The sequence below is a fragment of the Nocardia transvalensis genome (genome assembly GCF_015477765.1).
Classification (GTDB): domain Bacteria; phylum Actinomycetota; class Actinomycetes; order Mycobacteriales; family Mycobacteriaceae; genus Nocardia; species Nocardia transvalensis_A.
Genome location: NZ_JADLQQ010000005.1, coordinates 18,397 through 30,927, shown reverse-complemented (window position 1 = coordinate 30,927; position 12,531 = coordinate 18,397). Strand labels below are relative to the sequence as shown.

General features: G+C 66.6%; 10 protein-coding genes. 5 read left to right on the top strand and 5 right to left on the bottom strand.

The genetic code is table 11. From position 1 onward, the window contains the following. The first annotated feature begins 134 nt into the window (after positions 1 to 134). From IU452_RS15145 to IU452_RS15135, 3 genes are all read left to right on the top strand, one after another. The gene (locus IU452_RS15145) at positions 135 to 1,235 is read left to right on the top strand and encodes a phenazine antibiotic biosynthesis protein (RefSeq protein WP_195110199.1); all 1,101 of its coding nucleotides are present in this window, start codon (positions 135 to 137) and stop codon (positions 1,233 to 1,235) included. A 33-nt stretch (positions 1,236 to 1,268) separates the two neighbouring features. Next, positions 1,269 to 2,759, top strand: a complete 1,491-nt coding sequence (locus IU452_RS15140; protein WP_195109708.1) for a carboxylesterase/lipase family protein — start codon at positions 1,269 to 1,271, stop codon at positions 2,757 to 2,759. Positions 2,760 to 2,905: 146 nt separating this feature from the next. After that, positions 2,906 to 3,424 (top strand): hypothetical protein, encoded by a 519-nt coding sequence (locus tag IU452_RS15135; protein WP_195109707.1) that lies wholly within the window; start codon positions 2,906 to 2,908, stop codon positions 3,422 to 3,424. 9 nt (positions 3,425 to 3,433) lie between these two features. On the opposite strand, the gene idi is transcribed toward IU452_RS15135, so the two are convergent. Genes idi through IU452_RS15115 form a run of 4 tightly spaced genes read right to left on the bottom strand, consistent with a single transcriptional unit; the run spans position 3,434 to position 7,686 of the window. Continuing rightward, positions 3,434 to 3,979 carry an isopentenyl-diphosphate Delta-isomerase gene (gene idi / locus IU452_RS15130; protein WP_324192636.1) on the bottom strand — a complete coding sequence of 182 codons (546 nt, stop codon included), beginning with the start codon at positions 3,977 to 3,979 and terminating at the stop codon, positions 3,434 to 3,436. Next, positions 3,976 to 4,848 (bottom strand): geranyl diphosphate 2-C-methyltransferase, encoded by an 873-nt coding sequence (locus IU452_RS15125; protein ID WP_195109706.1) that lies wholly within the window; start codon positions 4,846 to 4,848, stop codon positions 3,976 to 3,978. The genes idi and IU452_RS15125 overlap by 4 nt, the downstream gene beginning before the upstream one ends. A gap of 18 nt (positions 4,849 to 4,866) precedes the next feature. Next, positions 4,867 to 6,264 carry a family 2 encapsulin nanocompartment cargo protein terpene cyclase gene (locus IU452_RS15120; RefSeq protein WP_195109705.1) on the bottom strand — a complete coding sequence of 466 codons (1,398 nt, stop codon included), beginning with the start codon at positions 6,262 to 6,264 and terminating at the stop codon, positions 4,867 to 4,869. Between the two features lie 15 nt (positions 6,265 to 6,279). Further along, entirely contained in the window at positions 6,280 to 7,686 is a 1,407-nt protein-coding gene (locus IU452_RS15115; RefSeq protein ID WP_195109704.1) for a family 2B encapsulin nanocompartment shell protein, read from the bottom strand. 433 nt (positions 7,687 to 8,119) lie between these two features. Here IU452_RS15115 and IU452_RS15110 point away from each other — a divergent pair, with 433 nt between their 5' ends. Beyond that, positions 8,120 to 11,065: an AMP-binding protein gene (locus IU452_RS15110; protein ID WP_195109703.1), complete on the top strand. Its 2,946-nt coding sequence runs from the start codon at positions 8,120 to 8,122 to the stop codon at positions 11,063 to 11,065. A 5-nt stretch (positions 11,066 to 11,070) separates the two neighbouring features. Here the strand turns inward: IU452_RS15110 and IU452_RS15105 are convergent, their stop codons facing one another. After that, entirely contained in the window at positions 11,071 to 11,664 is a 594-nt protein-coding gene (locus IU452_RS15105; RefSeq protein ID WP_195109702.1) for a hypothetical protein, read from the bottom strand. Between the two features lie 266 nt (positions 11,665 to 11,930). Between IU452_RS15105 and IU452_RS15100 the strand changes: the two genes are divergently transcribed. Beyond that, a complete protein-coding gene (locus IU452_RS15100) occupies positions 11,931 to 12,530 on the top strand; it encodes a class I SAM-dependent methyltransferase (protein ID WP_195109701.1) in 600 nt (199 codons plus the stop codon). The last annotated feature ends 1 nt before the right edge of the window (position 12,531 follow it).

Sequence of the window (12,531 nt, the reverse complement as noted above, 5' to 3'; positions counted from 1 at the left end):
TTGTACGCCTCGTGATGCGAACAGCGTTCCCTTACCGTGTGAAGGAACCATCGCGTCGACATCACCGCGCGTGGAGTGACTCGATTCGACGGTCGTCGAATGGATCTCGTTGTCAACCCGCACAGAGGAGATGCATGGCAGTGACCGACTTTTCCCTGCTGGATCTGCCTATAACACAAGGCGTAGATCCGAACGAGTATCTGCGGGTCGTGATGCAATGGCACTTCGGCCCGGAGACGGGTTCCCGGTTCTGGCTCGAGCGCGCCGCGGAACTGGACTTCGATCCGCGCGTCGACGTCGAGTCCTTCGACGACCTGGCCCTGTTTCCCAATGTGGTCGACGAAATGCGGGACGTCCCGGTGGAGGATCTGATCCCGCAAGGCTACGGACCCGACTGTGCCAAGCCTCGGATATTCGAAAGCGGGGGCACCACAGGGGCTCCCAAACGAGTGATTTTCACGGATGAATGGATGGATCATGTCGTAGAGCGCAGCTTGCGGTGGTACGCGGAGCAAGGATCGCCGATAGAGAAGAATCTCTTGTCCCTGTTCCCCAGCGGTCCGCATTTTGTCGGGGCGATCTGGGATCACGTGGCCAGGAAGACCAACACGATCAAATACGCGGTGGACATCGACCCCCGATGGGTCAAACTGCTGACGGCCCGTGGCGACAAAGAGGGCGTTCAGGCCTACACCGACCACATTCTGGACCAGGCTCTGTACGTCCTGCGCACACAGGACGTGGGTGTGCTGTGCATCACCCCGCCGATGCTGCGACAGCTGACCCGCCGCCGAGAGGCGGTCGATCTGGTGAATGCCAAAATCACTCTGATAAATTGGGGCGGAGCGCACATGACCACGGACGATCGCTTCGAATACACCCACATTCACTTCCCGGAGGTCGAATTGTGGTGCGGGAGTTACGGCAGCACCATGATCCTGGGCCATGCCCTGCAACGCCCCGGTCTCGGCCCGGACGACGACATGATCTTCGATCCCGATGCGCCGATCGTCACCTTCCGCGTCATCGATCCCGCAACAGGCGAACCGGTGCAGTACGGGCGGCGCGGTCAGGTGGTGATGAACCATCTCAGCAAGGGGATGTTTCTGCCCAACAATCTCGAACGCGACACTGCGCTACGGGTTCCCGCGCCCGGGAATGTCGGCGATTCGGTTGCTGCTGTCCAACCGGTCGACGCCTTCGGCGGCGAACGGGTTATCGAAGGAATCTATTGACAGACAATCCACCGACGAAAAGGAGATAGTCATATGCCACAGCGGGTCGTCACACCCCAAACGGACCACCACCTCGTCGTGGACACCGATGCCGGTGCGGTCGAGGGCACCCTCGACCACGGCGTACCCGCGTGGTTGGGTATTCCCTACGCACGACCCCCGGTAGGTGAGTTGCGCTTTCGCCCTCCGCAGCCGATGCCACCCTGGCCCGGTGTGCGCCCGGCCACCATGTTCGGCAACATCGCCCGGCAACTCCCGGTCGCCCCGGACGTCGTGATACCCGGCATCATTCGGCCGGATGCCACCGAATCCGAGGACTGCCTGTACCTCAATGTGTGGTCACCGGCCGCCGACGATCACCGTCGCCCGGTCCTGGTCTGGTTCCATCCGGGCGGTAATACCTTCGGTGCCGGTGTGGGCGCGTACGAGCCGCGGACGTTTGCGCGCAAGCACGGGCTGGTCCTCGTCACGATCAATCATCGCCTGGGGCCCTGGGGATTTCTGCATCTGGCCACCATCGACAGTGATTTCTCCGATACCAAGAATCTGGGCGTGCTCGACCATCTCGCGGCGCTGGGCTGGGTGCAGCGCAATATCGTCAACTTCGGCGGCGATCCCGACAACGTCACGATATTCGGCCTCTCCGGCGGCGGCTTCAACGTGGGGACCCTGCTCACCGTGCCTGCGGCGCGCGGGTTGTTCCATAAAGCGGCTCTGTACAGCGGCCGGGCCGATCTGGCGACGAGCCACGACATCGTGGCCCACCGGACCCGTCAATTCACCGAGACCCTCGCGCACATCGGAGACTTGCGCACGGCACCGAACTCGGCACTGCGTTACGCGCAGAACACCCTCCTGCGGCGCTACGGCCGCAACCCGTATTTCGACCTGATCGACGGTGACATCATTCCCCGGAGAGGACTGGACGCGATCGGGGCGGGCGCCTGCCGCGATATCCCGCTGCTCGTTTCCGTGACCGCCGAGGAAGGTGATTTCTTCACCTTCACGCTGCAGGAGAAGGAACTCTCGGTGATCGACTACGTCGGCGACATGGATCCAGAGGTGCTGGGGTTGCGGACCGAATACCGTAAGGCCATTCCCGACGTCGCGCGGGCCGACGCCAGGCTGGTAGGTGACCTCGCCTACTACGGCCCGGCGTTCAAACTGATCGACGCCCAACACCGGGCCGGTGGTAAGGCATGGATGCAGGTGTACGACTACGTGCCCTCCACCGCCGTCGATCCCTCGTTCGGCGCCATGCACGGCAGCGATATGCCGAGCCTGTTCCTGAGCGAGGAGACTTCGGATCACCCCGACGACATCGCCTCGGCCGCGGCCCACCAAGAGCCGCTGGTCACCCTGGCTCGCCACGGTGTCCCGAGCAGCAGCTACGAAAACCATTGGGATCCTTACACCGCCGACAACAAAAGGGCACTGATCATCACCACCACGGCACACGCCGAGGAGTTCGTCCCCCGCCCCGCAGCGCAGATCGATCTGACCGAACCGGTCGTCACCCTGTAGCCGGCCGCGAGTTCACGCGGGACGGTGGCGTCGACGGACACGCCGGAGGCGTTGCTCGGTCGGCCGAGACGGCCGAGGCGGCAGGATCGACCCGATCGAAGAGTGCATTCCGGGTCGGTTACTGCTCTGGGAGAGGTGCTGTGGCGATGCGAATGAAGGTGGCCATGCTGACGGCGGCTGTGGTCGCTGCGGGAACGGCGGTGGCTCCCACCGGCTTTGCCGCGGGCGCGCAGGTGGGTGCCTGCGGTGGGGGAGAGTTTCGCTGGACGGCCGCCGAGGGGGCGATCACGATGTCGCCGCAGTGGCTGACATTCACCTCGACAGGGGTCCTGCACGAGTGCGTCGGAACCGAGCCGGGAATCACCGGGGGCACCTTCACCGGTGTGCACACGGCCCGCTCGGACTGCATGCGCCCGGCCGACGGGCCGATCACCGTCACGGTCACCTGGTCGGACGGCCGGACGAGCGTCCTGTCGGGCCCGTGGCCGGTGGCCGTGGCGCAACCGACCATCGGCGTGCTGGAGGTGTCGGAGGGGTTGGGCCACGGCAACCGCGTCCGCATCGTCGCCGAATACGACGTGCTGACCGCTGACAACGTGGCCGGATGCATGGGTCCGGGGGTGCGCACCGGCACCGGCCGGGTGCTCGGCGCGACCTTCGAGTGAGCGGCGCGGCTACTCGGCGTGACCGGCGACCGTGAGCACACCCGGCAGCCACGGTGTGTAGCGGTCGGGCTCAGCGGCGATGGAAGCGTTCAGCTCCTCCGGTCTCACCCATGCATAGTCGGCGACCTCGGCGGGGTCGGGGTGCGGGGGTGCGCCGTCGAAGCGGCCGATGAGCACGTGGTCCCATTCGGATTCGACCCGTCCCGTCCGCGGGTCCGCGGCGTGATACCGGAAGGTGCCGACCTCGCGCAGGTCGGCCCGGATCCCCAGTTCCTCGGCCAACCGCGTCGCCGCCGCGTCGGTGACCGGCTCGCCCGGCGCCGGATGTCCGCAGCAGGTGTTGGCCCACTGCAGCGGGAACCGGGTCTTTACCGCGGCCCGCTGCTGCAGCAGCACGCGCCCGGTCGCGTCGAACAGCAGCACCGAGAACGCCCGGTGCAGCAGGCCGGGTGCGGTGTGGGCCTCGGCGACCGGGCAGGTGCCGGCGGTGCGGCCCTGCTCGTCGACCAGTTCGACGGGCAGGGACTCCCGATCGGACGTCGTATCCTCGCTCACCGCCCCACCTTATCGGCGGCGATCAACAGGTACTGGAAACTTCCCTCCCGATAGGCGGTCAGAAACGGCTCCTCCACCCCGGTGGCCAGGTGCGACTGCGCCCGCAACTCCCAATAGGGAATGGTCGCGGCGGTCAGATCGGTGACGGTGACCGGCACCAGATTGTGCGCCGCCAGCGCCCGGAAATATTCGCCGCGGGGATGGATCATGCAGCCGTAGTGGGCGTCGATCCAGCTCACCGCCGCGGATCGGCCGCCGGTCACATCGTTGGAGCAGCCGGTGATGCATACGTAGCGCCCGCCCGGCCGCAGCAGTCGCGCGAATTCGGCGAACAGCTCGAACAGGTCCACGTACATGGTGGTTTCGTCGGTCCAGACCCCGCGCATGCAGCCGGTGTCGAATCCGGTGTCGAGCATATTGCGGAAATGGAACCGCACCCGATCGGCCACGTCGCGCTCGCGGGCCCGGTCGTTGGCGAAGCCCACCTGGTATTCGGAGATCGTGACGCCGTCCACCTGGCAGCCGAAGCGCTGATGGGCCATGAGGCTGGTGCCGCCGCGTCCGGAGCCGGCATCCAGCAGTCGGTCATCGGGGCCGACCTCGCCGAGGTGGTCCAGCAGCAGGTCGGCCTGGGCGGTCTCGAGCCGGTGCAGCTCCCGCACGATGCGGTCCTGCCGGGTGGCTTCCGGACCCTGCAGGACGGTCCAGTCCGGCTGGCCGATGCCGTAGTGATGGTGGTAGAGCCCATCGACCTCGCCGAGTTCGGTGTTGACGCGGTCGTCGTTGGGATTGTTGTTCCAATATTCGGCGACCGCCCGTTGATACGGGGTGTGCAGGACGTCGTCGGCCTTGGGTTCGAGCACGGTCATGACGAATCCCCCTCTGGGTCAGTCCTTTTCGTGGTATCGGCGGCTTCCGGCATGCCAGGCCCGGCTGCCGCCCGTCCAGTTCCACACGCCGCGCAGGAAGCGACCGAGTTCGGGCGAGCCGACCGCGGTGAGCGCCGCCGCCTCCCGCTCGATCCGGTACATCAGTTCGTCGTGCACGGCGGCGGTGCGCCGGACCGCCTCGCGCCGGGAGCACTGCTCCTCCGCCTCCAGCACCGTCGGCAGGTTGAATTCCCTTCCGTCCGAAAGATCTTCTTTCGCAAGCGAATACAGGTCGTTGACGATCTGGGCGGCCAGCGCGGCGTTGGTGACGACCCGTCGCACGCGAGGATCCACGTACTCCGCGGCGGTGAGTTCATAGCCGCCGATGGCGTCGACAAGGGCTAGGCAGGGCAGGAAGCTGTTGATGTGCCGGTTGGTCAGATACTCCCAGACCGGCGGCATCCGCCCGGCCGCCCGCCACCCGGCCTCGGCGCCGACCCCGAGGAAGAATCCGGCGATCTCGCTGCGCAGCCGAGCCAGTTGGGCAGGCGTCGCATAGTGCGCCAGATGGTCGAACGCGGTGCGGTGGGCGCGCAGGATCGGGTCGGCATCGAGGGCGCGTTCCAGCTCGAGCTGATATCGGCCGGTCAGGTGCACGGGATCGATTGCGGCCATGGCCAATTCCAGCCGCGGCCCCAGTTCGGCCTCGGCGCTCGACGGTGTGCCGTCCGGCGCCAGGTCGCCGGCATCCTCCTCACAGTAGTAGTCGTCGACCGACCACTCCGACACCGCCATTTGGGCCGCCGCCAGCAGCTGGTCCGCATCGTCACAGTCCGGGTGCGCCAACATGATCAGCCGCCCGAAGTCGGCCCGGCGCAGCTCGCCCAGGCGGCCCTCGTAGAGGCCGATGGCCGAGGCCCACCCGATGATGCCCTCGTTGACCGCCGCCGCCAAGGCGGGATCGTCACGGACCGGCGGCGGACAGTGCAGCGGCGGGATCGCCGACTCGGACTCCTGCGGCGGGGAACCACTCTCGTTCGCGCCCTGCGGAATCGGGGCCCTGGTCGCGAGTGCGGCGGTGCCGATGCCGGTGGGGCTCGGCGGCAATCTCGGTGGTGGGGAACCGGCCCGGGTGGCAGCGGAACTCTGTGCTGACGCGGAACCCGTTGTGCCGGAGCCAATCCGGTGCGAGCGCGGGGGAGGCTCCGGGGGCCGCAGCAGCAGACTCGCCGCGCCGAGTCCGGCCGGCCCGAGCAATCGCCGCGGTGCTACCCCGCCGACCATGTCGGCCAGCGGAGGGTGCTCGTGCGGGGGCAGGGTCGGGGGAGCGTGATCGAACGTGGTCAAGAGCGCGGCGATCTCCGCCGCCACCTCGTGGGTGGCAGGCAGCGCCGCGGCGCGCGACAGCACCGACATGGTCTGCTCACCTCGTCAGTCGGTGGGCCGGGCGACCAGGACATTGCCGAGTACACCCAGTGCGTCGGGCACCAGCACGGCCGCGGAGTAGTAGCAGCTGACCAGGTAGGAGATGATCGACTGGTCGTCGATGCCCTTGAAGCGGACGTTCAGGCTCGGCGCGTATTCGTCGGGAATGCCGGTCTGGTGCAGGCCGACCACGCCCTGATCCTGCTCCCCGGTGCGCATGGCCAGGATCGAGGTCGTCTGGGTCTCGGAGACCGGGATCTTGCCGCACGGGAAGATCGGCACCCCGCGCCAGGCCGGGACGTGATGGCCGTCGACCTCGACCGGGTCGGGATACAGTCCGCGCTTGTTGCACTCGCGCCCGAACGCGGCGATGGCCTTGGGGTGCGCCAGGAACAGTTTCGTGCTGCGGCGCATGCTGAGCAGCTCGTCCAGATCGTCCGGGGTCGGCGGGCCCGATTCGGTGTAGATGCGCTGCTTGGGATCGCAGTTGTGCAGCAGTCCGAAGTCCGGATTGTTGACCAGATCGTGTTCGCGGCGCTCGTAGAGGGCCTCGATGGTGAGCCGGAGCTGCTGTTCGACCTGGTTGTGCGGGTCGTTGAACAGATCGGCCACGCGGGTGTGCACCCGTAGCACGCTCTGTGCCAGGCTCAGCTCGTATTCCCGGGGTGCGGCATCGTAGTCGACGAAGGTCCCCTCCAGCAGCGGCTCACCCGCATGGCCGGACACGATCTCGATATTCGCCTCACCGTGTTTGTTCTGCGGCTTGGTCTTCGCGGCGGCGGCCCGGGCGAGTTGCTCGCGCAGGGCGGGGGTGTTCTCGAGGATCTCGTCGAGGGCCGATCGGTGCAGTGACAGCACCGTGGCGCGGGTGAGGGTCTTGACCGTCACCGGCCAGATGGCATCGCGATCGATCAGGAGCGTGTCGCCGAAATAGTCTCCGCCGGAGAGCATTCCGATTTTGGTGGTCTCCCCGTACTCGCCGGTGCCCAGCTTGGTGAGCTTGCCGTGCACGACCAGCAGCACCTGATCCATGGGGTTACCGAATTCGGCGACGACCGAGCCGGGCTCGAGGTCGCGCTGCTCGAACCGCTCGGCGAGCGCGCCGAGCACCTGTTCGTCGCCGAAGCCGCGCAGCTGCGGCAATTCCTGCAGTTCGGCGGGGATGACGCGGGCCCGATCGCCCTCGCAGTCGAATTCGACCTCGCCGTCGCCCAGGGTGTGGGTCAGGCGCCGGTTCACCCGGTACACGCCGCCGTGCACCTGGACCCAGGGCAGCATGCGAGTCAGCCACCGCGAGGTGATGCCCTGCATCTGTGGTTCGGATTTGGTGGTGTGCGCCAGTTGGTGTGCGGCCGTGGTGGAAAGGGCCTTGCGAACCTCGTTCTCGGTCCGCTCCGGCATTTCGATCGTCATGCTCCAGTCCTCACGTCGAAGCAACCACCGGCAAAGGTGCGGGCGGCGGTGTGGCGGTTGTGCGGCAGACGACAGACTGTCTACAGAAAGCTGAACGCTTGAGCGAATCGGTAAGCGCGGCAGTGCGTTCCGACGGCACCATGATAGGTTCCGCCGATAGTTCCGCGCAGCAGAATCGGCGACCTCTCGTCAAAACCGTTGAGCTGTAACGAATCGGCACCGATTCGGGTCGACAATGGCACCGCGGGACGGTCCGCTACGAACGCGCTCGCCCGCGGTTCGCCATCCGGTTGCCCGCGCCACGCCGCGACCCGCCCTGGCACATGGGACGCGTCACAGCGGCCGCGCAGTACGCTGAGGATGTGGCAAGCTCAACAGGACACGCAGGGGTCTGTGATGGGTGTCACGCGCAGGGTAAGGGCTGGGAGCTATCGTGAAGTTCACTACGAGGTCGGTCGTCGAGTCGATGCAGCGGTTGATGGCAACCGCGCAGAACGGGCTGGAGGTCATCCGGTTCGGGGGGTTGACCCATGACGTCGAGTCCTCGCCCTACGAGGTGACCGAGCGTAAGCGCATGTATCGGCTGCGCCATTACTTCCCCGACGACACCACCCCCGGCCGTCCGGTCGCCGTCCTCGTGCCGCCGCTGATGGTGAGCGCCGACATCTACGACGTCAACGTCGAGGGTGGCGCCGTGGGCATCCTGCATCGCGCCGGAATCGACTGCTGGGTCATGGATTTCGGCTCTCCGGCGGTGGAGGAGGGCGGCTGGCAGCGCGACCTCGCCGACCATGTGCTGGCCCTGTCCAGCGCCATCGACACGGTCACCGAGCTGACCGGTCACAACGTGCATCTAATGGGCTACTCGCAGGGCGGCATGTTCGCCTACCAGACCACCGCCTACCGCTACGGCAAGGGCGTGGAGAGCATCGTCACCTTCGGCAGCCCGGTCGATGTGGTGGCGGGCCTGCCGTTCGGCCTGCCGCACGGGCTGGTGTCCGAGGTCGCCGATTTCGTCGCCGATCATGTGCTCAACCGGCTGCCCATCACCGACGCCATGGTCCGGGTCGGCTTCCAGATGCTCGACCCGGTCAAGACCGCCAAGGCTCGCTTCGACTTCCTGCGCCAGCTGCACGACCGCGAGGCGCTGTTGCCCAAGGAACGCCAGCGGCGCTTCCTCGAGCGGGAGGGGTGGGTCGGCTACGCCGGTCCGGCCGCGGCGGATCTGCTCAAGCAGTTCGTGGTGCACAACCGATTGATGTTGGGCGGCTTCGTCATTCGGGATCAGCCGGTATCGCTGGCCGAGCTGAAATGCCCGATCCTGGCGTTCGTCGGCGAGGTCGACGATATCGGCCAGCCCGCGGCGGTGCGCGGCATCCTGCGGGCCGCGCCCAACGCCGATGTGTACGAGGTATCGCTGGTGGCCGGGCATTTCGGCCTGGTCGCGGGCAGTATGGCCACCAATCACACCTGGCCGCTGGTGCGCGACTGGGTGAACTGGCTGTCGGGCAAGGGGGAGCTGCCCGAGCAGGTCGTACCGATGACCGAGCACGAGGCCGCCACCCGGCAGCGGTCGGCCGCCACCCGGGTCGTGCACACCGCCGCCAGCCTCGCCGAGGCCGGTGCCGGACTGGGCACGGCCCTGGGCGGCATCGCGAGCAACACCGTGCGCGGGTCGCTGGAGCTGACCGGTGAGGCGGCGCGGGCGCTGCCCCGGCTGACCCGGCTGGGCATGATCCAGTCGCATACTCGAATTTCGTTGGGGCGGTTGCTGTCCGAGCAGTCGCGGCGGGCACCGCTGCGGGAATGCTTCCTGTTCGACGATCGCGTGCACACCAATGCCGCGGTGAACGTGCGCATCGACAATGTGGTGCGCGGGCTGATCTCGGCCGGGGTGCGGCCCGCGGCCCGGGTCGGGGTGCTGATGGAGACCCGGCCCAGCGCGCTGGTCGCGGTGGCGGCGCTGTCGCGGATCGGGGCGGTGGCCGTGCTGCTGGCGCCCGGTAGCGAATTGGCGCGAGCGGTCGAGTTGACCGGTACCAGGACGATCATCGCCGACCCGGAGAATCTGCGGGACGCGGCCGAAACCGGGACGCGCGTGCTGGTGCTCGGTGGTGGCGATGCGCGCGGGCTGGACCTACCGCTGGACGGGGATGTGGTCGATCTCGAGCAGATCGATCCGTCGAAGGTGGTGCTGCCGGGCTGGTTCCGTCCCGATCCCGGGCTGGCGCGGGAGTTGGCGTTCGTGTTGGTCACCGGCACCGGCGACAAGCTCGAGATCAAGTACATCACCAACCATCGCTGGGCGCTGTCGGCGTTCGGGACTGCCACCTCCGCGGATCTGGATCGCCGCGACACCGTGTATTGCCTTGCGCCGCTGCATCATTCGTCCGGGCTGCTGGTGAGCCTGGGCGGGGCGGTGGCGGGCGGCAGCCGGATCGCGCTGGCGCGGTCGCTGGATCCGGCGCGATTCGCCGAGGAGGTGCACCGCTACGGGGTCACCGTGGTCACCTATACGTGGACGATGATGCGCGACATCCTCGACGCCGATACCTTCCCGAACGGGCATCCGCATCCGATCCGGCTGTTCATCGGCTCGGGTATGCCCGCCGGGCTGTGGCGGCGGACCACCGAACGGTTCGCTCCCGCACGGGTGCTGGAGTTCTACGCCTCGATCGAGGGCGATGTGGTGCTGGCCAATGTGGCGGGGGTGAAGATCGGCTGCAAGGGCCGCCCGGTGCCGGGGACCGCGCGCGTGGAGTTGGTCTCCTATGATCCCGAGACCGATGAAATCCTCACCGATGCACAGGGTTTCGCCCGCCGTGCCGGGGACAACGAGGTGGGTCTGCTGATCGGCAAGGCATCGGAGACCGTCGACATCTCCCAGGGCGGGTTGCGCGGAGTGTTCGCGCCGGGCGACGCCTGGATGCCGACGGAGAACCTGTTCCGCCGCGACGGCGATGGCGACTACTGGCTGATGGATCGCCGCGACACCGTCATTCATACCCCGCGCGGTCCGGTGTTCACCCAGCCGATCGTGGACGCGCTCAACGACATCACCCCCGTCGATATGGAGGTGGCCTTCGCCCTGCCCGCCGACGGCAAGATGCTGGCCGTCGCCGCGGTCAGCATTCGCAAGGGTTACCGCCTGGCGCCCAAGGACGTCACCGAGTGCCTGCGCACCCTCGAGGCCTCCCAGCGCCCCGACCTCATCTACGTCGTCGACGAGATCCCCCGCAGCTCCACCTACCGCCCCTCCACTCGCGCGGTCCAGGCAGCGGTGAAACTGGAGCCGGGGGAGAACACCTGGTACTACAACCGCGACACCGAATCGTATGAGGTCCTCACAGAGGAGGCGCTGGACCGGCTCCTGGACTGATTCTGCTATGCCGACTTGAGATCGATGGGGAGCCAGGGTTTCAGGACGGTGCCGAAATCCCCGAGCTTCTCGGCCCAGAAGTCGAGCCTGTTGTCCTTCTGCTCCTGGTCGTTCCCTGCGTACTCGGGTCGAACCCTGACGTTTTTGCCATAGCCTGAGACGATCTTTTTGGCGGTAGCGACGTAGTCGGCGTATTTCTCATCGTCGGCGACGACCTCACAGAGGCCGTGCCGCACCTTGTCGGTGTATTTACTGTCCCCGAATACCTCTTTCCAAATCTTTCCCACGACATCGTCGGGATGTGCCGGATCGCCGAATTCGACATAGAAGTCTTTGAACGCGAAGTTCAGGTCGTTGCGAACTTCATCGCCCACATCGTCGTTGGTGCACGACGCCTCGCCCACGTAGTACATCTGGTTCGGGGTGATCAAGCTCTTGGCCTCTGGGAATTTGACTCCGGGGATCTGGACGAGGATGGACTGGTACCTGGCTCCTTTGTCCTTATCTGGTTTGGCGGTCTTGACGGGACCGCCAAGCAAGCCGGTTTCCGCCCCGGCCACCTGTGGAAACACTGCCAACAACACGATCGCCGAGGACATCACCCCAATGCGAAAAGCCGTTACCCTCACAGGATCACCCTTTCTTCTCGTCCTGACCGTCGGTCACCGGACAATATTCGTTGTGGCTGACCCCGCTGGATGGGCCAGGGAAGGTAGCAAACCGGAGATCATCGGCAACGGCCTCACCCTGGCCCGGAGTGCTGCATGTCCACGGCATCCCGGCCACGTTCAGCGGGAAGGCTGTTGTGGGCGTAGCATGCGGAGGCGAAAGCGGCGGATGTCCACCGGTTGCTCAGGGGAGCTTCTTGAAAACCAGCTTGATCTACCGTGATGGGCGCATCTATGAGCTGCTCATGCGCGGGTTGTACGGCGCGCACTATAAGGCTCGGTTTCGGGCCATCGCGGAGTTGATTCCCGAGGGAGTCGGCGTGGTCGACGTGTGCTGTGGGCCGGGGACGCTGTACACCCGGTATCTGCGCGGCAAATCCGTTGCCTACACGGGGCTCGATCTCAATGCCGGGTTCATCGCCCGGCTCAATGCCGCAGGCGGGCGGGGGCAGGTGTGGAATGTGCACGCCGATACCCCGCTCCCGGCGGCCGACTATCTCGTCATGCAGGCCAGCCTCTACCACTTCCTCCCCGACGCGGCGCCCATCGTGGACCGGATGCTGGCCGCGGCGCGCAGGCAGGTGATCATCACCGAGCCGATCCGGAATCTGGCGACCAGCGACAATCCGGTGCTCGCCAGCATCGGGCGTCGATGCACCGACGCCGGCGAGGGCGCTCAGACGCGGAGGTTCAGCGAGGACACACTCGATGATCTGTTCCGCGGCTACGAATCCCGGATAGTGCGGCGGGCGCGGATCGCGGGCGGGCGGGAGAAGCTGTTCGTTCTCGAGGCCTGAG